22 protein-coding genes and 1 pseudogene are annotated in these 21,084 nt (G+C 43.6%); 18 read left to right on the forward strand and 5 right to left on the reverse strand.

The window, feature by feature from the left end; genetic code table 11:
• The first annotated feature begins 115 nt into the window (after nucleotides 1-115).
• From D5I41_RS14340 to D5I41_RS14395, 12 genes and pseudogenes are all read left to right on the forward strand, one after another.
• Entirely contained in the window at nucleotides 116-856 is a 741-nt protein-coding gene (locus D5I41_RS14340) for an SDR family oxidoreductase (protein WP_119010358.1), read from the forward strand.
• A gap of 81 nt (nucleotides 857-937) precedes the next feature.
• Nucleotides 938-1,336 carry a hypothetical protein gene (locus D5I41_RS14345; protein WP_119010359.1) on the forward strand — a complete coding sequence of 133 codons (399 nt, stop codon included), beginning with the start codon at nucleotides 938-940 and terminating at the stop codon, nucleotides 1,334-1,336.
• A gap of 45 nt (nucleotides 1,337-1,381) precedes the next feature.
• A complete protein-coding gene (locus tag D5I41_RS14350; RefSeq protein WP_119010360.1) occupies nucleotides 1,382-2,290 on the forward strand; it encodes a haloalkane dehalogenase in 909 nt (302 codons plus the stop codon).
• 160 nt (nucleotides 2,291-2,450) lie between these two features.
• On the forward strand, nucleotides 2,451-3,476 hold the full coding sequence (locus D5I41_RS14355; protein ID WP_162892843.1) for an alpha/beta fold hydrolase: 1,026 nt from the start codon (nucleotides 2,451-2,453) through the stop codon (nucleotides 3,474-3,476).
• Nucleotides 3,477-3,866: 390 nt separating this feature from the next.
• Nucleotides 3,867-4,065 (forward strand): annotated as a pseudogene (locus tag D5I41_RS14360) (glutathione synthase); the annotation flags it as partial.
• 336 nt (nucleotides 4,066-4,401) lie between these two features.
• On the forward strand, nucleotides 4,402-5,793 hold the full coding sequence (locus tag D5I41_RS14365; RefSeq protein ID WP_119011522.1) for a coniferyl aldehyde dehydrogenase: 1,392 nt from the start codon (nucleotides 4,402-4,404) through the stop codon (nucleotides 5,791-5,793).
• A gap of 28 nt (nucleotides 5,794-5,821) precedes the next feature.
• A complete protein-coding gene (locus tag D5I41_RS14370) occupies nucleotides 5,822-6,265 on the forward strand; it encodes a hypothetical protein (protein WP_119010362.1) in 444 nt (147 codons plus the stop codon).
• Between the two features lie 150 nt (nucleotides 6,266-6,415).
• Complete coding sequence (locus D5I41_RS14375; protein ID WP_119010363.1) at nucleotides 6,416-7,597, forward strand: iron-containing alcohol dehydrogenase; 1,182 nt, start codon at nucleotides 6,416-6,418, stop codon at nucleotides 7,595-7,597.
• 128 nt (nucleotides 7,598-7,725) lie between these two features.
• Nucleotides 7,726-8,130 carry a DUF4345 domain-containing protein gene (locus D5I41_RS14380; RefSeq protein ID WP_119010364.1) on the forward strand — a complete coding sequence of 135 codons (405 nt, stop codon included), beginning with the start codon at nucleotides 7,726-7,728 and terminating at the stop codon, nucleotides 8,128-8,130.
• The gene (locus D5I41_RS14385; RefSeq protein ID WP_119010365.1) at nucleotides 8,130-9,902 is read left to right on the forward strand and encodes an arylsulfatase; all 1,773 of its coding nucleotides are present in this window, start codon (nucleotides 8,130-8,132) and stop codon (nucleotides 9,900-9,902) included. Before D5I41_RS14380 ends, D5I41_RS14385 begins: the two co-directional genes overlap by 1 nt.
• Before the next feature lie 144 nt (nucleotides 9,903-10,046).
• Complete coding sequence (locus D5I41_RS14390) at nucleotides 10,047-11,282, forward strand: anaerobic sulfatase maturase (RefSeq protein ID WP_119010366.1); 1,236 nt, start codon at nucleotides 10,047-10,049, stop codon at nucleotides 11,280-11,282.
• Nucleotides 11,282-11,773 (forward strand): hypothetical protein, encoded by a 492-nt coding sequence (locus tag D5I41_RS14395; protein WP_119010367.1) that lies wholly within the window; start codon nucleotides 11,282-11,284, stop codon nucleotides 11,771-11,773. The genes D5I41_RS14390 and D5I41_RS14395 overlap by 1 nt, the downstream gene beginning before the upstream one ends.
• 34 nt (nucleotides 11,774-11,807) lie before the next feature.
• Here D5I41_RS14395 and D5I41_RS14400 read toward each other — a convergent pair whose 3' ends face one another.
• Complete coding sequence (locus D5I41_RS14400) at nucleotides 11,808-12,377, reverse strand: TetR/AcrR family transcriptional regulator (RefSeq protein WP_119010368.1); 570 nt, start codon at nucleotides 12,375-12,377, stop codon at nucleotides 11,808-11,810.
• A 175-nt stretch (nucleotides 12,378-12,552) separates the two neighbouring features.
• Between D5I41_RS14400 and D5I41_RS14405 the strand changes: the two genes are divergently transcribed.
• The 6 genes from D5I41_RS14405 (at nucleotide 12,553) to D5I41_RS14430 (ending at nucleotide 16,821) form a co-directional block, all read left to right on the forward strand.
• Nucleotides 12,553-13,221, forward strand: a complete 669-nt coding sequence (locus tag D5I41_RS14405) for an NAD(P)H-binding protein (RefSeq protein ID WP_119010369.1) — start codon at nucleotides 12,553-12,555, stop codon at nucleotides 13,219-13,221.
• Nucleotides 13,222-13,330: 109 nt separating this feature from the next.
• Complete coding sequence (locus D5I41_RS14410; protein ID WP_119010370.1) at nucleotides 13,331-13,846, forward strand: chalcone isomerase family protein; 516 nt, start codon at nucleotides 13,331-13,333, stop codon at nucleotides 13,844-13,846.
• 73 nt (nucleotides 13,847-13,919) lie between these two features.
• Nucleotides 13,920-14,414 (forward strand): hypothetical protein, encoded by a 495-nt coding sequence (locus D5I41_RS14415; protein WP_119010371.1) that lies wholly within the window; start codon nucleotides 13,920-13,922, stop codon nucleotides 14,412-14,414.
• 72 nt (nucleotides 14,415-14,486) lie between these two features.
• Nucleotides 14,487-15,359: a DUF302 domain-containing protein gene (locus D5I41_RS14420; protein WP_119010372.1), complete on the forward strand. Its 873-nt coding sequence runs from the start codon at nucleotides 14,487-14,489 to the stop codon at nucleotides 15,357-15,359.
• 192 nt (nucleotides 15,360-15,551) lie between these two features.
• Complete coding sequence (locus D5I41_RS14425) at nucleotides 15,552-16,250, forward strand: hypothetical protein (RefSeq protein ID WP_119010373.1); 699 nt, start codon at nucleotides 15,552-15,554, stop codon at nucleotides 16,248-16,250.
• 28 nt (nucleotides 16,251-16,278) lie between these two features.
• Nucleotides 16,279-16,821 (forward strand): DUF3332 family protein, encoded by a 543-nt coding sequence (locus D5I41_RS14430; RefSeq protein WP_119010374.1) that lies wholly within the window; start codon nucleotides 16,279-16,281, stop codon nucleotides 16,819-16,821.
• Nucleotides 16,822-16,871: 50 nt separating this feature from the next.
• On the opposite strand, the gene D5I41_RS14435 is transcribed toward D5I41_RS14430, so the two are convergent.
• Genes D5I41_RS14435 through D5I41_RS14450 form a run of 4 tightly spaced genes read right to left on the reverse strand, consistent with a single transcriptional unit; the run spans nucleotide 16,872 to nucleotide 21,076 of the window.
• Nucleotides 16,872-18,599, reverse strand: a complete 1,728-nt coding sequence (locus D5I41_RS14435) for an arylsulfatase (RefSeq protein WP_119010375.1) — start codon at nucleotides 18,597-18,599, stop codon at nucleotides 16,872-16,874.
• 29 nt (nucleotides 18,600-18,628) lie between these two features.
• A complete protein-coding gene (locus D5I41_RS14440) occupies nucleotides 18,629-19,009 on the reverse strand; it encodes a DUF4345 domain-containing protein (protein ID WP_119010376.1) in 381 nt (126 codons plus the stop codon).
• Nucleotides 19,010-19,034: 25 nt separating this feature from the next.
• Nucleotides 19,035-20,279 carry an anaerobic sulfatase maturase gene (locus tag D5I41_RS14445; protein ID WP_119010377.1) on the reverse strand — a complete coding sequence of 415 codons (1,245 nt, stop codon included), beginning with the start codon at nucleotides 20,277-20,279 and terminating at the stop codon, nucleotides 19,035-19,037.
• A gap of 41 nt (nucleotides 20,280-20,320) precedes the next feature.
• Complete coding sequence (locus tag D5I41_RS14450) at nucleotides 20,321-21,076, reverse strand: hypothetical protein (protein ID WP_119010378.1); 756 nt, start codon at nucleotides 21,074-21,076, stop codon at nucleotides 20,321-20,323.
• Nucleotides 21,077-21,084 lie beyond the last annotated feature (8 nt).

A 21,084-nucleotide genomic window follows, 5' to 3' on the forward strand; every position in this document is an offset into this window, starting at 1 on the left:
AATGTCAATTAACCCATTGACATTCTATATTGATCGTTACAGAATGTCATCACGCAAACTGTAGTGATCGATACAAAATGTACATCACACCAGTATTCAAGCGTAGGAATTGATTATGAATACCAATATTGAAAATAAAGTTGTTGTAATTACAGGTGCAAGCAGCGGTCTGGGTGAAGCAATGGCAAGAAAGTTGGCCGCCCAAGGTGCAAGCGTAGTATTAGGTGCGCGCCGTGTTGAAAAACTGAACGCGATTGTGGCTGATATTCAGAGCACTAATGGTCAAGCAGTGGCATTGGCGACAGATGTCACTAAGGCTGAGAGTGTTAAAGCATTAGTGGATTTAGCGGTATCTACGTTTGGTCGCGCAGATGTGATGATCAATAACGCTGGCATTATGCCGCTTTCCCCTTTAAGTGCACTGAAAGTGCAAGAGTGGAACGACACCATTGATGTGAATATTAAAGGTGTGCTCAATGGTATTGCTGCCGCGCTTCCAGTGTTTGAGCAACAAGATACGGGCCATTTCATTAATATTTCGTCTGTCGCGGGGCATAAAGTTTCGCCAGCGAGTAGTGTATATGCCGGCACCAAATTTGCGGTTCGTGCAATCAGTGAAGGACTACGTATGGAAGTGGGGCGTAATATTCGCACAACCATTATCTCTCCAGGACTTATCGAATCTGAACTCAAGCTTGGTAGCTCAGATGCCGCAACCTCTCAATTTGTGAACGAGGTGTATAAAGATGCCATTTCAGCGACGTCTATTGCTAATGCTGTTGCTTATGTGATTGAACAACCTGCTGATGTCGATGTTAACGAGATCGTATTACGCCCTACCGTTCAAGAATTTTAACTCGAAGCAATATCCTATCGGTCAGTGCGTAAGACGCATTGAAAATGAGAATGACAATAAAGTACAGGTTCGGAGTAAACGATGTTTAAGATGTTCATAAAGTTGACTGCTTGGTTCAATTTTCCAATAGCGCTTGGGCTCATGCTCCCTGAGCTTGTAATACCAAGCTCCGACACGCTGGTTATAGGGGTTGTATTGGGAGCATTTCTGATCTTTTCTGGTGTTGCCTTACTTTGGTCCACGGCCGATTTGAAAACGCGTTCATCAATTGTTGTGTGGAACGGCTTAGTACGTTGTGTTGGGTTTCTTGTCGTTGCCTATGCTTGGTCATTAGGATTATCTCCCCTTATTTTTGTTGTTATTGGTGCAATGGATTTAGTTACTGCGGCTATCTATTTCATTGGAAGCGTAAGGGTATCTGGCTTGTCTTTTAAGAGATTACTGTTAGGAGGCTCACCGAATAAAAATGCCGCAATATGATTGTCTGTTCTACCCATTCAATCCCTAATTACGAGAGAGAAAATTATGACTATTAACGCATTAAGAACACCAGATGAACGCTTTTCTATTTTGCCTGCGTTTCCATATCAACCAAATTATATAGATGATTTAGAAGGGTTTGATTCTCTTCGTATGGCTTACATTGATGAAGGTGATGTGACGGCTGAAAATACCTTTCTATGTCTCCACGGTATGCCGTCATGGAGCTACCTATATCGCAAGATGATCCCGGTATTTACCGAGGCAGGTCATCGTGTTGTAGCCCCCGATCTATTTGGTTTTGGCCGTTCAGATAAACCTGTAGATGAATCGGTCTACACCTTTGATTTCCACCGCGATAGTTTACTTCGCTTTATCGAACGTCTTGATCTGAAAAATATCACGCTGGTATGTCAAGACTGGGGCGGAATTTTGGGGTTGACCATTCCGATGGAAATGCAAGATAGATTCAAGAACCTGATCGTCATGAATACTGCAATATCAGTAGGAGAAACAGCGCCTGAAGGGTTTTATCAGTGGCGTGATTTCTGTGCCAATGCACCGGACATTCCTGTCGGTGGGATCTTTGCGTGTGATGCGGGCCCAGAAGTAAACCTGCTTGATGTACTTGCCTATGATGCGCCATTTCCTGACTACAGCTATAAAGCAGGGGCAAGGCGTTTTCCTACAATAGTCCCTGTTGAGCCTACAATGGACGGTGTTGAGCATGGCATTCGTGCCCGTGAATTTTGGTCAAACCAATGGGATGGTCAAAGTTATATGGCAATTGGTATGAAAGATACCGCGTTAGGTGAGGGACCAATGGAGTACCTACGCACCTTTATTAAAGGCTGTCCAGAGCCGGTGAAGATTGCCGATGCCGGTCATTTCGTTCAAGAGTATGGCATTGAGGTTGCGCAAAATGCACTGGTTGCATTTGGCTTAGAAAAGTAGTTGCCGATAAACGCGCCATATATTTTCGTATTTGTTTTTACGATCTCGTTTCAATCATACGGTCAACAGAAAGTTTACTGACTACGTTTGATATGAAGCGTTCATATTCAGATACTTACCCTCTCATTTAATTGTTAAAATAGGGGGTACGGAGTCAATGATGTTCAAGATATTAAGTTTACCTCTTATCGCTGCTACGTTCTTTTCTGGTGGTGTTTTAGCGAATACAACCGAGCAAGTGTTTTATGATTTACAGCCCGATCCTGTGATTGCCAATGCTGACCCTACTAATTTGAAACAAAGACCTTTTATTGTTGATAAAGAAGAGTACCCATTTAAGAGCCACTGGTATGATCGCAATGGTGTTTCTATGCACTATGTCGATGAAGGCGAAGGTATTCCGATTGTATTAACCCATGGTAATCCAGATTGGTCTTTCCTTAATCGAAATATCATTAAAGCAATGTCTAAGCATGCACGCGTGATTGCCTACGATCTACCTGGCTTTGGCTTTTCAGATACACCAGAGAATTTCAAATTTACACCCCAGGAACACTCTGAGTGGATTGAATCACTTATCTTTGATCACCTTAAACTTGATAAGTTTATCTTAGTGGTTCAAGACTGGGGTGGTCCAACTGGTTTGCATGTCGCGACCAATCATCCTGATAGCATTTATGGTCTTGTTATTAGTAATACATGGGCTTGGAAACCTGAAGGCCCGCTTAAAGAATTCTCTATGCTCATGCGTACACCTGAAATGGAGCGTAAGGTTATTGATCTTAACTTCTTTGCCGGTCCACTGATGACTCAAGGGCTTAACGAAAAATCGGCAGGTAATAAAGCGATCACTGATGCTTATGCACATGCTTTCCCTACACCGGAATCACGTAGAGGAACGATTGTATTTCCTCAACAGATCACCGAGGGTGAAGAGTGGGTGCAAAAGATTGAGGATCGCCTAGATACGTTAGCGGGTAAGCCGGTTCATTTTATTTTCGGGTTGAAAGATGAATTAACGGCCAACGATGAGAGTATAGCAAGGTGGCGTTCGCACTTTCCGAATGCGGATTTGTTGTTATTGCCAAATGCCAACCATTTTACGCAAGAAGACAGCCCTGAAAGCTTTGTCTTTGCACTGAGAAAACTCTTGAAAGAGGTAGGTTCAAATCTTGGTGAAAAGTGAACCTCAAAGGGCTATATGGAAATAGCCCTTTACTCTATACATTTAGATAACCGATAAAGTGGCCGACGGAGTCATACCTAAGAGCCTTTATACTGACGGCTAAATTGCGCGGGACAATGATACTGATCAGTCCCAGAAAGACTTACCATAGTCCAACTAAGGAATGTTTTACTAAATTAGCAAAAACGCAACTCGGAATTGTCCAAAACCTTCACAAGTTGAATTTTTACCCGTGGTTCGTTCTACCTCAGAAATGCCCCAAAGCTTGCTGCATCAATTAATAATGACAGAATACGGTTTGGTATTTGACCTAGTTAAAGTAATTCCATAAACCTGAAAGCATAGCTATGCGGCAGACCTTAATCAGAAGGCCAAAAACAGTGTCTCACAACACTGGCAACGGACCTTGTCAGCGAGATTGGTTTATTTACTGCACACTTTCAAGGTGAACCGGTAACAGAACAAAATGGCTATGCGGGTTACCTAATTCGTAGCAAGCCAGCAAGCCAGCAAGCCAGCAAGCGAGAATGAGGGTGGCATTCATAGTGGCCAGGGTATATTAGACTCACTAGTGCTGATTGATGCCTAGCTTTTCTCATGACGTGGTCAAGGTGAATGTCTGATGAAGAACCAGACTCGATCCCTGGGTTAAACAACTAGGCTTCCACAGAAATAACATTAGCTACCCCCAATAAAGGCCTGATTTTCAGGCCTTTTTTAATTCATCTTCGATGAAGGGGTTTTAGTTAAGTGGGGGGCGTTTTACACACTACAGCTATTTGATAACAGCAACTGAATATGGATCTCCATAATTAAGGAATGAATATTCTTTGAAATAACACTAGACCGACCGGTTTGTTTTGTGTAATCTGTGTACATCCTAAACAAAGAGGTGAAATTAGTGAATAGCATTACAACTTTAGAAATGATGCAGTTGCGTCATGCTCAGATGAAGAAGGCATACAGCTTAGAACCAATGCCATCAATGGATTCTCGTATAGAAAAGTTATCTCGTTTAAGAAAGAAATTGATTGATTACAGTGATCGATTTTGCGCTTCGATGAATCAAGATTATGGTCAGCGTAGCGTACAAGATACCTTGATTGCGGACGTGTTGCCGTGTATCGCCAACATCGACTACAGCATTGAGCATATGGCTGAGTGGATGGCTCCTTCTGTGCGAAGTTCTGGTGCTTTGTTGTCACTTTCTAATGTTGAGGTTGTATATCAACCAAAAGGCCTAGTTGGGATTGTTACACCATGGAACTTCCCTGTAATGCTATCTATTGGTCCACTGATCTCTGCAATCACTGCCGGAAACCGAGCAATGATAAAAATGAGTGAATTCACTCCAGCAACAAACGCTGTTATGAGTGAGATGTTGAGTGAGGTATTCAGCGAAAATGAGGTCGCCGTTGTTGAGGGTGAGTCTGGACTTTCTGCTCAGTTTAGTGGCCTGGCATTTGATCACATGCTGTTTACGGGTTCAACGGCTGTAGGTCGTTTGGTCATGAAGGCAGCAGCTCAAAATCTAACCCCAGTGACACTTGAACTCGGCGGTAAATCTCCGGTCATTGTGGCTGATGATGTATCAATGGAGCTTGCAGTTGAGCGCATTATTTATGGTAAGAGCCTAAACAATGGTCAGGTATGTGTGTCACCAGATTATGTTTTGGTGCCAGAAAAGAAAAAAGAAGCCTTTGTTAATGAATATAAGCGCCAGTATCAGGCTTTATTTTTAGAAGGTGTTGAGTCTGAAAATCTGACTTCAGTGGCGAACGAGCGTCAATATCAGCGCATTATTGGGCTTCTCAACACTGAAATTACATCAGGTACTCGGGTTGAACCTTGTCATGATTTGAGTATTGACGAGACTAAGCATCGCCTAGTGACTCACCTTGTAGTGGAACCAAAGCTTGAATCTAACATCATGAATGAAGAGATATTTGGTCCCTTATTACCCGTGATCGGTTATCAGGATATCGAGGTGGCGATTGAACTTATCAATAGTAAGCCGCGCCCATTGGCGTTGTATCTCATGTCATTTGATGAGGCGCTTCAACATCGAATCAAGAATACCGTTCATTCTGGTGGCATGTGTATTAATGACTGTGTGTACCATTTAGCCGTAGACGATACGCCATTTGGCGGTGTTGGTGAGTCGGGTATGGGCAATTATCACGGTAAAGAGGGCTTTATTACCTTCTCTCATGCCAAGACGGTAATGACCAGTGGTCAAGAGCACCAAGTTAAACATTTGTTCTCAGCGGAAGATAACGAATTCAAATCAGCTGTATTGGCGATGCTAGGAAAATAGTCGCCCCATCGGAATCTGAGAGTAAATTATGTTAGAACGATTTTTTGAAAAAACCATTCGTGGCTATTTGTTGATAACCGGTCTGCTGACCGCCAGTGCCTTTGCAACCTTTGTCGCTCCTGAGTGGAGTATGGTGAACCTGTTCTCCTACGACGAGCAAATGATGCAGAACAAGGAATATTTACAAGCTACCTACCAACATTGGGGCGTGATGGTTGGCTGTATCGGTGTGCTGTTAATGGCGTCGGCGTATGTGAAACCGCTTCGTACCTCAACCATGATTTATAGTGGTTTTGAGAAGGCGATGTTTGTCGGGTTATTTATCTACAATGTGTGTGTGAACGAGTACACATGGTTTTGGGGATGGAGTGGGGTACTTGCACTCGATGGCTTCGTTACATTGTATTCACTGCTCTACCTTTACTATTTTATTACTCGCGACAAAAGCCGTGAACCCGCGCATCTGCGTTAATTTATTTACATTAAATTCAATCAATTAGTTAAAAATTAAAGCAGTAACATGTCTCTGGCGAGTCACATGTACTAGGAAATAACAAATTAATACTAGACCGACTGGTCTGTCGGTGATATTGTTACTGCAACCAAACAAGAGGTAACAACCATGGCAACAACAAACTTTAGCTTTAATCTAAAAACTATCATTCATGCTCATGAAAATGGAATTCAAGATATCCCTGCTTTGTTTGAACGCATTGGCGCGAAGAAAGTGGTGTTATTTACGGATAAAGGATTAGAGTCGTTGGGTTTTGTTGAAAAATTTGGTGAGGTGTTTGCAGCTCAAAACCAAGTACAAATCGCAGGTGTTTATACTGATATCGAAGCCGATGCATCTTGTGACAACATCAACGCAGCTATCGCGTTCACTCGTATGGTGGGAGCTGACGGTATCCTATCAATTGGTGGTGGTAGTGTGATTGATGCCTCTAAAGGCGTTAAATATGCGATGCATAAAGGCATCGACGATATTCGAGAAGTGATTGCAGGCGGTGGTCATATGGAAGTGTGGCCAAATAACCAAGATATCCAGATCCCTCATATCGCGGTTCCAACAACTGCGGGTACTGGTGCTGAAGCATCGCCTATTGCTGTGTTCTTCAACGAAAAAGAAAACATCAAGGCGAGTCTGGTTGTATCGGGTCTTGAATCTGATATTGCGGTGTTAGATCCGGCACTGACTACCAAATTGCCAGCAAGTTTGACTCGCTCAACCGGTATGGATGCATTGACTCATGCTGTAGAAGCCTTGGTTTCGCCAATGAGCAACCCGTTTACTGACGCTTACGCGATGCAAGCAACCAAGCTCATCATGGCGAATCTACCGATTGTGATCAATGAGCCTGCCAATGTGGAAGCTCGCGCTAAATTACTTCAAGCAAGTACGATGGCAATCTCTGCTTTCTACTCTTCGCTAGGCGGTATTCCGATTCATAACTGTGCTCACGCCTTTGGTGCCATCAGCCATATTCCACATGGTGATGCGAATACAGTGTTATTGCCGATTGTGATTGAGGCACTACCTGAGTTCTATTTGCCACAATCAGACAAACTGGCGCAAGCCATGTCAGTAGATTCGTCTGGTACTCAGGAGATGATCTACGCACGAGTCGTCGATAAGTTGCAATTATTCCAACGTGAGATTGGTGCGATGACTGATTTTAAGCGTTGGGAAATTAATGCTGAGAAGAAAGTACAGATCGTCGATGCGATTAAGAAAGACATCTGTTTTCAGTTCTATCCAATCACTGACCACCACATCGATAACATCATTGAAGCGGTGATTTAATCAATTTCCATGTCCAGTAATTAGGGAAGACCTGGTCAAAGGATTGACGCTTTTTTTACTTAATTACCTCGCTTTCTTCGTCTGTGTTCAACAGATGAGGCCTGCATCATTGTACTGAAGGTTTTTACATGAAAACGCAAAATCTATTTCTATTAACCGCAGCGCTAGGCATCTTTCCTGTCGCTATGTCTTACGGCTTGTTCCCTCAACTGTTCTTTGGTATCGAGACCAACAGCATAGAGATCACCAATATTCTTCGTGCCATCATGGGCCTATATACTGCTATGGGTATCTATTGGTTACTAGCGGCCTTTAAACCACAGCTCACACTATCCGCGCTTTACAGTGTGGTGGTGTTTATGGGTGGCCTCGCTCTAGCTCGAGTGATAAGCATTAATCTAGATGGCATGCCAAATATGATTTTGTTGGGATACACGGCAATTGAGTTAGTGATTGGTGCCACGGCTTATGGATTGATCAAGGCGAACTATTCCGAAGCGGATGCGCAAAATCAACGTTTAGGAGAAGCATAATGAAAAGCAAGATTGTTATAAGCCTAGGGCTTGTTGCTCCTTTTATTGCGTATCCTGCTATTGGTGCGGCTTCAGCCGATGCGACCACAGAGAAGAGCCAACCGAACATTCTTTTGATTGTTGGTGATGATATTGGCATGGGTGATTTGCAACCATTTGGTTCAGAAATTAATACACCGACGCTCAACGCTCTGGCTGAAGAGGGTATTCGGTTTAATAACTTCCACGCCTCTCCTGTATCCTCGGTAACTCGTGGGCAGTTGTTCACTGGTGCCAATAGCATTGAGGTTGGCTTGGGATCATTTGACTATTCTATCTACCCCCCATCTAAGGGGAAGAAGGGCTATGAGGGATATTTGACTCGTGATGCTGTTACCATCACTGAACTGCTTCGAGACAGCGGCTATAACACCTATCATTCGGGTAAATGGCACTTAGGTTCAGGTGGCGGGCACGGTCATCCACCACAAGATTGGGGATTCTCTCAAACCTTTGGTGTCTACTCAGGTGGTTCGGCGCACTGGGATGATACTGACATGTACCCATCGGTAAAGGTGGCAGAAAAAGCGATCGCTGAGGGCAAGCAACCACCGGTGACTCAACAGAAGTTCTTTGAGAATGGCCAACAAGTTGAGCGTGTGAAAGGTATCTATTCTGATGATCTGTATACAGGAAAGATGATTGAGTACATTGAGGGCGGTAAGGAATCTGGAAAACCCTTCTTTGGTTATCTTGCTCTCACCACAGCGCACTTCCCATTGCAGGCTCCTTCAGCCCTTATCGATAAATACACCCAAATGTATGAGGAGTTGGGGTATGAAGGCCTAAAGAGGCAGCGCTATGAACAAATGATTGAGGCTGGGGTTTACAACAAGAATACGCCTTATCCAGCGGATAATCCGATTACAAAAAAATGGGATGACCTCTCTGATACAGAGAAGAAAACTCAGGCAAGGCTAATGGCTACCTATGCGGCAATGATTGAGGCGCAAGATTTCTATATTGGTCGCCTGCTAGATTACCTCAGAGAAACCGGCGAGTTAGATAATACGCTAGTGATTTATATGCCGGACAATGGTCCTGAGGGTTCTGATGCGATGGGACCATTGGCAAATGAACTGTGGACTAATTGGACAGAAGATCACTTTGATATGTCTGATGAAGCCATTGGTACTTCTCGCTCAAGTCGTCAGTTAGGCATCGAGTGGGCAAATGCCACCACGGGGCCATTACAGTGGTGGAAGTGGTTTGTCTCTGAGGGTGGGGTGAGAGTTCCTCTGATTGTGACGCCACCAAGCGATACTGGATTTGAGCAACAGGGCGTAATGTCTAATACCACGCTCAGTGTTAAAGATTTGCCGATGACCATTCTAGATTACGCTGGAATCTCTCATCCTGGTGAAACCTACAAAAATCGAAAGGTTGCAGCACCTTCGGGTCAGTCGATGCTCCCGTTCTTGTCAGGACAGGCAGATACGGTTCGCAGTGATGATGATTGGTTTGCCTTTGAGTTGTTCGGTAATGGCTTTTTGATTCAAGGAGATTACAAGTTGATGAAATTAAGAACAGGTATGTACGGTGATGGCGAATGGCACCTGTACAACATCAAACAAGACCCTGCGGAGTCTGTTCCTCTAGAAGAACAGCACCCAGAAACCTTTAAATCCATGATGGCACTGTATGAGCAATACGCCGAAGAACATGGCATTGTTGACGTGAAAGAAGATTGGAATCCGTGGCTAGGAGCCGCTGGCCATACAATGTCACATTAATAAATCAAAAAGCCCTCTTGTTGAATGACTTGAGGGCTTTTTGTTGTTTATAGATCTAGACCAACCAGTCGGTTTATTGTATTGTGTATGTCAAATAGAGATATGGATTCGATTGGGAAGGAATCTCCACCACTGGAGAAGAATATGACTGGTATAAATGCCCCGCAGTTTAATGGTAAAGCGCACACCAAAATGCAAGCCTTAGCTAAACCGATTGGTGCTGTGTGTAATATCGATTGCACCTATTGTTACTACCTGGACAAGAAGGAGCTTCTAAATTACTCAACGTCGGAATCTAAGGTCATGTCAGATGAACAATTAGAAACCTATGTTCGCCAATACATTGAGGCACAGAACACCCCCGAGATCATCTTTTCCTGGCATGGCGGGGAACCGACTCTACTTGGTGTCGATTACTTCAAGCAAGTCGTGTTATTGCAAAAAAAATACTGTCCAGAGTACAGTTCGATTACCAATGACATTCAAACTAACGCCACCTTATTAGATGATGAGTGGTGTCGCTTCTTCAAGCAGCATGACTTTGTGGTTGGCGTCAGCATTGATGGGCCAGAGGCGGTTCACAATCGTTATCGCACGAATAAGGCCGGCAGAGGCACGTTTAAGCAAACCATGAAGGGCATTGAACTACTGAAGAAACATCAGGTTACTTTTGCTACCTTAAGCTGCGTAAATGATGTGAGCGTTGAGCATCCCCTAGAGGTTTATCGGTTTTTACGTGATGTCATTGCACCTTCTCAGATGCAGTTTATCCCTGTTGTTGACAAGATAGATGCCCCTATCAATGGAAAGTGGCATACCTATGGCGACATGTCGATCATCCCAGTCAGCACGAATCTTGTTTCAGACTGGAGTGTAAAAGCGGAGCAATGGGGGCAATTTCTGATGGCTATTTTTGATGAATGGCTAGCCAATGACTTTGGAAAAGTATTTATCCCTTACTTTGATAACTTTTTTGCGGTGTGGTCAGGTCAACAAAGCACTATGTGCACGCTGAGTGAAATTTGCGGTAAAGGCCTTGCTGTTGAGCCCAATGGTGATGTTTATTCATGTGATCATTACGTGTATGAGGAATTCAAACTAGGCAATTTTAATCAACAAAGCCTAAAGCAATTAGCTTTCTCTCAGCGCCAGCAAACCTTCGGGTTTGCTAAACAGAAATCTTTGCCAAATCAATGCCTAGAATGCGACTACAAGTTTGCATGCCATGGAGAGTGCCCAAAAAACCGCATAATCCAGTCTGTAGACGGGGAAGATGGTCTCAATTATTTATGTTCAGGCTGGTTGCGTTTTTTTTCACACATAGATCCGATCCTTACCCGCATCCTTGTTCGTAATAATATTCAACTTGGAGAACGTTAATGTCGAATATCGTAGAAACCTATTTTGTTGTTGCACTGACTATGGCGTTGTTAAGCCTGTGGAAGACCTATTCGGGGCCAGCAATTGCAGGCGTCATGTCTTATTCCTATCCAGAAATGCTGATGTTCAACATGCTCCCGGCCTTACTTGCAGGTTATGCTGGTTGGAGTCTTGGCCCAATGACATCGTCGCTTTTTAATAGAAATCGACGCGTTGTATTTAGACCCAAACTTAAGCGATTTATGATTCGTTGGAATCGTTATGGACAGATATCCATGGCCATATTAGCACCGGTTTTAGTGGGGATCCCGAGCTATACCTTTGTCTCAAAACGATTGAATCAAAGAGGTATCAAAACCTTCGGTTTACTGAGCGTATCAATACTGTTTTGGAGTGGGTCAGCTTACTTTTGTTTTTTACTCTTGGATGTAGGGCAATACATACCGGTGGATAGCGTGATTCCCCAAAATATTTTAAACAGAATGGAATAAAAAACGGCTCACTTAATAAGTGAGCCGTATTTGTTTATTGAGTGAGCTTGATGGTTTCTTTCATGGCGCTTTCAAGCAGGCTACGGTCTTTTTGCATTGCAGCAAGAAGCGTACTGCCCAGCCACAACCCATAGATGGTTCGAGCGGTTTCATAGCCATTGTCTATATTGAAGTCCCCCTCCTTGATGCCGTGCTCAAAGAAGTGGCTCATTCTAAGAATGACCTTTTCAGCACCCTCATTTAAAGCCTTTTGCATTTGATTTGATGTACCAGAGATCTCACCGGATAATTTAACGACCAAGCATTTTATCTGGTATTCATCGGTCAGCTTTTCTGTGCACCAATAATCGAAATAAGCCTTAATACGCCCTTGAGGCGATTTATCTGTGTCCAGTAGGAAGCTTTCTAGAGTCTCAAGGTGATCCTCAAAATAATCGGTAAGTAATGTAGTACCGAAGTCTTCTTTGGATTTGAAGTGATGGTAAAAGGATCCCTTGGTTGCATTTGCTTCATTTAGGATCTTGGTCAGGCCAATACCAGCAAAGCCTTGCTCGCTGATCAGATCGAAGCCAACATCTAGCAGCTTTTGTCTTAAATCTTTCATTGTATCACCTCGATTTTAATTTCTGCTGTATTGTAAAGGGATATTATACCGACCGTCCAGTCTGTTTTTATAAAAATGCGATAAATAACTAGACCGGTTGGTCTGTTTGGGTTATATTAACCCTGTCCCATAAATCCAAGCGAGCGAACAGTTCGCTTCAACTGTATGAGAGCTTATGACATTGAACACTTCTATCGTAATTGCTGGCGCTACTGGCTTAGTAGGCAGAGAAACACTTAAAACTGTATTAGAAGACCAAACAGTCGAACGGGTAGTGAGTCTTTCTCGCCGAAAGATAGAAATGGAACATTCGAAATTACAACAATGGATTACCGCAGACTTGTCTATTCCGTCGAGTCATCAAATCAATCAACAACCGTCTGTGGGTATCATCGCTTTGGGTACCACATTGAAGAAAGCGGGCACTAAAGAGAAGCTAAAGGCTATCGATGTGGATTTGGTGGCAGAGACAGCGACTAAGATGAAGTCTATGGGCGTGAAGCAGTTAATTGTCGTCTCTTGTTTAGGTGCAAGTGTGAATGCAATGTCTCACTACCTCAAGTGTAAGGGTGAGATGGAAAGTCAGATAGAGGCTCTAGAATTTAATCAAACGACCTTCATTCAACCTGGCCCATTGGCAGGGGATCGCGAAGAGAAGCGACTGGATGAAAAAGTCTTACAAGGTGTAATGCAATTCATTTCGCCCTTGATGATAGGTAAGTTGAAAAACTATGCTCCTATTCAAGCCATTGATGTTGCTAAGGCAATCAATGCAATTGTGCATAAGAGACCTAGTGAGGAGATTACTCGAGTGAGTTCGTCAGAAATGCTGTCTTTGCTTTAGGGTTAACGTCAAAAATCAATGGCGTGATAAACAGCCAAACCTAATGATCTTAACGGGCGAACATCGCCCTTTATTTTAATACGAAACAAAACAGACCGGTCGGTATATAATGAAAGCGAAATGTATTCTAACTCTTTGTCTTGCCATGGTGACGACTTCAGCAGTAGCAAACAAAGACGTCGGTTTTTCCAGTGACAGTGAACTTGCTGCTTGGAGTTCTACAGATTATCAAACAGTGCAAACAGGTACCCGTACGACTTGGTTTGTGGATTACTACACACTAGACCACAAGCAAGATACCCATGGTAATAATGTTTTGGTCATGACCTTTTTACCAGAACAACTAACCAAGCAAAAAGTATCAACTGCCTTTATTGATGCGCTGGAAGGGGCAAACCCCGCTATCACTATGAATGACCCGATTATCAACGGCCTAATTGAGGGTTTAACTCTTAGTCTGAATGCTGGCGATACTGTCACCGTCATTGAAAAAGGGCATCAAATACAAGTACAGCATAATGGTGTTGTGGTTTACGCATTTGCTGATGCTGGTGGTCAGAAGGATGCATTGCTCAATATTTGGTTGGGAGAGAACCCAGTAGATGACTTTCTTAAACAGGTTTAAATCTGGGGTTAAATCCTTAGCAATATGCTTTGTGATTATCCTGCCAATTAAGGTCAGTAGTGAGGAATTAGCCATGTATGAACTAAATAGTGAAACAACCAAAGAATTTACCAAGGGGCTTAAGTATGAGCTTATGTTCCGAAAACTAAGTCGTCAGGTCTTTGAAGAACTAGAAGAAAATCCTGCTGGTGGGATGAAAAGCAAGAGTATCGCACTGTTGAATCGAATTGAGGCACACAACACTGTGGTAATGGAGCCGGTAAGGCGAGATTTTGGCGTCAGCACTCATATCAGTTGTACCGATAAATTGTTTGCTAACACAGTCACTGTTTCTCTGAAGGTAATGCCTTCCATTGGCTTTCGCTATCTCGAAGGCAGTGCGAGCCGCTTCGTTGATCAGCTTGAAGACATTGCGAGCTTGAGTCCAGCTAAATATGAAGAAGAGATGCGTTTTATGGTTGAGCATGAGCGAGCGTTACATGGTTACCTAGTGCACTTTAACCAGGGTCGATATATAGCCGCAGACTCCATCTTCGAAGAGTTTATTGAGCGCCATCAAATCAACTGACGCTAGATAGAAAGGGACTTCTTTATATCAATTGAAATATCCATTTATTTTAGATTTAAAGAGACATTGAATATGAAAAAACTTCCTATGATTGCCTTACTGGCGTTCCCTTTATTCGGTTGCAGTACTTCTGTAGATAATGAGGCTCATACAGCGAACCTTAATAAAGTTGATGCCATCGCGAGTAAGGTACAAGGCAATGCAAATCAACAAAGCTTGGATCATGTAATGACCATAGATCATGCCAGATTGGCGGCAAAAGACGGAGAACATCTAGATGCAAGCAGAGTTGAGTTTTTTGTCGACAACGAACTGAACACGGAACTGCTGCAAGAGAATATTGTTGCGGGCTTAGACTTGCCATTAAGGGTGTTGAGTTACTCTGAAGATAGCAAGATTAAAACCATGTATACGGATGCCGATTTCTTAGCGAAGCGTCATGGGTTGAATAACTCGGTGACACTGAATCAATATGATCAGCAAGTACAGTCCTTAATTGAAGGCAATGAGCAAGCCAAAGCCGCCCCCACTGAACAGTTAACTAGAGACTATGGCATCCAGAAGGTGGTATCAGACTTTGACTTCGATACCACTATTGAACGAATTGAACACGATGTTCTTGATGAAGGCGATACCGTTTGGTTTATGAACTGGGATTATCAGGAACAAGCGTCAAAATTAGGCAAAAGCCTACCTAAAGCCACGCTGTTGGTCTTTGGTGGACCTGCGCCAGGTGCTAAGGCAATGACGGACTTCTCAAGCATTGGTTTAGATGCATTTGGACAAAAGGTGTTGGTCTTTGAGCAAGATGGCGAGGTTATGATTGCCTATAACGATATCGTTGATTTTGCACAGTTGCACTATGACGATAGCGCCATTGCTCATCGAGTGATCAATTATCGTCTAGGCAGCACCTTAAAAGGCGCAATAGTCGATATTAACTAAGTACATCGATAACGTTAAATAAAGTTTCTCACCGCTACCCATACGTAAATAATTAATACCCATATTAGGTAGGCATTATTACGCATATTGGTAGTGGAATATATAAGCACAAGGTGTGCGATCAGTCTATATGGAATTTACCATGCATATGCCTTTAATTATTAATAAAGGTTTTGAATACTCGGAATAACCATGAAAATTAAATTAATTTCACTATCTTCAATTTTATTTATTTCAATGTCTGCTTATGCCTCTGAAGAAGAGCAGCAAGTAGAAGAAAATAAACAAGTAGCAGAAGTGAAAGCTCAACGCACAGGCTACCACGCTCAAGATATCCGTAACGTACAAACCAAGCTTGAGGCGGATTACTTTACTCACGATAACTTTGATGGTTATGCGGTAGGAGGGGACTTTGGTATTGGAGATAGTGCGAGCATCGGTGTTCAATATACGGCACTTGAATATACCTGGAATGATTTCCGAGGCAGAGAGAAAAGCTCTGACAGTGATGCTGTAGCAATTACAGGTCAGTACAACATCAATGAAAACATCGTGATTGATGCTCTTTGGAATGTGTCGGGTGATTATGACCAATTAACCTTTGGTGCTAATTACGTTGCAGATGCATCGTTTGGTGTATGGAACCTTGGTGCTAATTACTCTATGGGTGACCTAAATGACAGTGCTGATTTTGAAGCGGGTGTATTAATTCCATTCGGTGGCGATTTTTATTACCGCGGTGACTTTACTTATTATCTTGATTCTGGTTATGACAGTGAATTCGAAAATAAATTGGGTTGGAGTAACGGCACTATTGATATTAATGCCTCATATAACATGTATGAATTCGATGATTCGTACATAGGCGTTCATTTCGGTTACTTGTTTTAATTCCCAATTATTTAAATAAGAAGATATAATGAAAAACTTTAAAAAGACATTGTTAATCTCCGCTGTTGCGCTGAGTGTTCCTACACTTTCTGGTTGTGTGGGCAGCAACTTTGTGACGAAAAAACTAATGGAATTCAATGTTAAGGTAGTGGATAACCGTTACGCGCGTGGCGGTGTCAACTTCCTATTGGCACCAGTGTATGGCTTCACCACGCTAGCAGACTACTTTGTGGTGAACTCCATTGAATTTTGGACTGGTAAAAACCCTTTTGATGGCAGTCCACACATCTTTGATAGCAAGGTCGATACCTACATTGATATTAATGGTGACCTTGATCCTTCTCTTCATGACGCACCGGTTGACCCTATCAGTCAAAAGCAGATCGAAGAGAGCCAGATCCGCTCAATTGATGAAAATACAATTGAGATGGAGGTGACCTTTGTAGATGGCACTCAATCGACGGTTCAGGGGGTTAAGGATGGCAATAGTGTCACCTTTAGCGTTGATGGCGAGGTTGTCTCTACCACCAGCATTGGCGCACTAGAATCAGCGTTTGCGCAGCAGTCGTAATAAAAAGGGCTCCTCATTGATGAGGAGCCCTTTGTCATGATCTTCAATGATTAGTTAGCCGCAGCGGCCCACGGATTCCAATCTTCTGCTACATCAACAATGTTGTGGTCTTTTGCGTATTGCTGATAAGTCTTCATCATAGACTCAAACTTTTCAGGGAATTTATCCTCAAGAGGGACCGTTTCTGCAGGGTTGTCCTTGATATTGTACAGATGCCATTTACCATCGCCGTACATGCCCGTTCTGAGCTTCATTAGCTTGTAGTCACCTTGAATCACAAAGCCATTGCCAAATAATTCGAAGGCAAACCAATCATCTTCAGTACGCACCGTTTTTGAAGAACCTTCCAAGAAGGACTTCATAGATACGCCTGATGGGACAGGTATTTTACGATCTTTATAGCTATCACCAGGGTGCTTGACCTCAGCGTAATCCAGCATCGTCATCGGCAAGTCTTTCACACTCAAGGTGGTGCTCGACATAGTGCCTTGCTGATCAAAACTGCTGCTCTCTGGTGGGCGAATGATTAATGGCACTCGAATGCCACCCTCAGCTATGAACCACTTCCACCACTGCAAAGGACCCGTTGTCGCGTTTGCCCACTCTAATCCAAGCTGACGGCTAGAGTTTGCAGAGCCAATCGCTTCATCACTCATATCGAAGTGATCTGTGGTCCAATTCTTCCACAAGCTGTTAGCCAGTGGACCGAATGCGTCTGAACCCTCAGGGCCATTATCGGGAAGGTAAACAACCAAGGTATTGTCCAGTTGTCCACTTTGGCGAAGGTAATCAAGTAAGCGACCAATATAGAAATCATGAGACTCGACCATAGCGGCAAAGGTTGCCATCAAGCGGGCCTGAGTCTTTTTCTCTGCGTCCGTCAAGTCATCCCACTTCTTCGCAAGAGGATTATCTCCTGGGAATGGGGTGCCTTCAGGGTATATTCCTGCTTTGATCATGGATTCAAAGCGTTGTTTCTTGAGCCCTTCCCAGCCAAGCTTTTCGTACATGGGAACGTACTTTTCAATCAGCGCAGAGGGAGCTTGTAGCGGGAAGTGAGCAGTGGTAAGTGCGAGATAACCAAAGAAGGGTTTACCTGATTCACGACCCTCTTCAATATACTCAATCATTTTACCTGTGTAGAGGTCATCGGAATAAATGCCACGCACTCGGTCGATTTTTTCTCCGTTCTCATAGAATTGCTGATAAGTAATCGGTGGTTTCTTTCCTTCTTTTAGGGCTTTGTTAGCCACTTTAGTAGAAGGGTACATATCGGTGTTATCCCAGTGCGCAGAGCCCCCAGAGTAGACACCGAAGGTTTGAGAGAAGCCCCAATCTTGAGGTGGATTACCGTGTCCATGACCCGAGCCCAGGTGCCATTTACCCGAGTGATAGGTGTTGTATCCACCGTCTCTGAGAAGCTCAGCAATGGTGACAGTGTTGCGGGTCATGTAACCTTCGTAGCCTGGCTTTCCTTTTGCTGGGGGATAGAAGGAATAATCAAACGATCCCAGACCAACTTCTATGCTGTTAGCACCTGTGAGCATTTGTGCTCGGGTTACCGATGAAACGGGTGAGGCATGGAAGTTGTTAAAACGAATACTTTCTTCAGCCAAGGCCGTGAGAGTAGGGGTGTTGATCTCAGAACCAAATGGGGCGAGATCGCCTAAGCCAACATCATCACTGACAATGAGTAGAATGTTTGGACGGTCGTCTTCGGCCGCCATAACCATGCTAGGGACAACCAGTCCAAAACAGATCGTTATTTTTATCTTCATTAAATCTTCCTTAATCTATAAAAGCTTTTCTATTCAGTTTTGTCTTTCAGTAACATTAAACCGAAAACGCCAAATCCGAACTCCAGGAGCAGATAGAGCCATAACACTCCATTTGGATTACCGTCCACAACGATGCTTAGTATTCGCCCAGAGGCAAGACCAAACATAAATATAATGAGATTGATCAGAGCGCCACGAGTGTGTTTTTCTGATAGCGCGCCCATCACCCAATACGCCGCAGTAGCTAAATACAAGCCCATTACCGCTCGAAATATATGGGTAACCTCGATGCTATCTACGTTAAGGTCAAACAAGAATGGCAAAGAAACCTTTGGGGCTAACCCATACGAAAGTGCTATCGGTATGAGTCCGGCAGTGGCAAGGAGGAGAAATATCTTGTGTTTGTTCATAAGCGTTCCTTGTTTATAAAAGCGGTTACAGAGTTTTATATTTGCCATGGGTGACGGATTTATTATTTATCTTCAGCAGTTGGCTTATTTTGGGATCAACATGGTTGAAGAAATCCAGCCAGCCACTGCAAAGGTAATTCAGGCCTGGTTCGCCGTCTTCAGTGGTGAGGAAGCGGTTTTTGGGGCACTCCCCGTGGCAGGCGAAGCGGTAGTCACACTTTTGGCACTTCTTGGGTAGAGATTTGTATTTAGCTAAACCGAAGTCGGCTTGTTTTCGAGACAACGCTATTTTGCCAAGGTCAGTTTGAGTAATGTCTCCAATTTCAAATTCCGGATAGACATAGTGGTCACAAGAGTAGACCTTGCCATTGGGCTCAACAGCCAGGCCTTTACCGCAAAGCTCTGCTAGAGTGCACATGGTGCTCTGCTGTCCCATCCAAATGCCAATAAAGTTCTCAAAGTAAGGAATGAAAACCTTTCCAAAATCATACTTCATCCATTCGTCGAATACGGTTTTCAGAAATACACCCCAGTCTTTGGCTTGGACTGACCAAGGTTCCATGGTCTGTGTCACGGGGATAATGGCGTTGGAACCATTGCTGGTCCATTGGCTGTTAGTCGCAGAGTTACTCTTGTCGACCACAGGAATGAATTGGATCTGCTGGGGCTTTATTTCGTCACGCAAAAACCGGTAGACCCTCAATGGGTGTTGTGAGGTGACGTCATTAACGCAGGTAAGAGTCGCAAACTGTATGCCGTATTCGCGCAACAGCTTTGCCCCGCGTAGGGTTTTTTCAAAGGTGCCACGACCGGCGTGGTTTTTACGATAGTGGTTGTGCAGCTCCTCAGGCCCATCAATACTCAGACCGACAAAGAAATTATGTTTCTTGAAGAACTGGCACCACTTTGCATTGAGCAGCGTTCCATTGGTTTGAAGGTCATTGACGATAGTGGAATGCTCAGGAAGGTATTTTGCTTGCAGTTCAACCACTTTTTTAAAGTAGTCGAGCCCGAGTAAGGTAGGCTCACCGCCATGCCAAGTAAAGACGATTTCAGGGGTGTTTTGCCCTTGAATGTATTGTCTGATGTATTCCTCTAATAACTCATAGGTCATTGTCTTCTCTTCACGCTTGTCGTAGTCGAGAAGTTGTTGCTTACCTAGGTAGTAGCAGTATGAGCAATCAATGTTACACACTGCGCCTATGGGTTTGGCCAGTGCTTGAAACTTAGTGTGGGCTTTGCCTTGGTATTGCGGTATCTGAAATTCCATTTACGTGTCACTTATACATCGAGTGAAAACTAAAGTGTGAGCTAGAAATGAGCAGCCCAACCGATCAAAAAACCTTGGGACGCAGTGTTGTACGCGAAGGTGTCGCCATTGTCGTAGTCGACCCAAGTGGATTTGTAGGCGAGGTTTAAATCAGACCAATCATTGATGTGAAATCGAACACCTGTTTGGATTGAACTGGTAAAACTGGTATCACCGCTTAAACCTATGTCGCCATTGAGATAAAAATCCCAGTTCTCACTGAGTGGGGTGGTTAGACGGGCTCCAATGAGGTAGTCGACCCAATCTTCTTTCACATTGGGATTTAGATCTAAGTTGCCATCTGGGCCTCGAATAGACCAATCTATATCATTGTCCCACCACCTTATACCGGCCATGTAATCGATAGACCCAAAATTGTAGCTGTAACGTTTAAATACTTTTGCCTCTAAAACACCCTGTCTAACTTTTATCTCGTTATTTGCATTGCTGGGGCCATCACCAGACAGCTTCATATAGCTGTAGTCGACATAAAAACCCCATGTATTTTTATACAGTGTTTCCCAGTGCAACATAGCACCCATGTCGATATTATTTATGATGAACTCAGGATTGACATCGACGTCGGCTGAAACACCGCCAATCCGGCTATCACCGCGAATATTCAGAGCCAGAGCGTAGATCTCGATGGAGTGCTGCCACGCTGACGTAGTCTCTTTTGCTTCTTGAGCGTGAATAGTTGGGGCGATGAAAAATGCACAAGGTATGCACAGCAGATTTTTCTTGATTAACTGTTTCATAGTGTCAC

Source organism: Vibrio superstes (assembly GCF_003569005.1).
Taxonomy (GTDB): domain Bacteria; phylum Pseudomonadota; class Gammaproteobacteria; order Enterobacterales; family Vibrionaceae; genus Vibrio; species Vibrio superstes.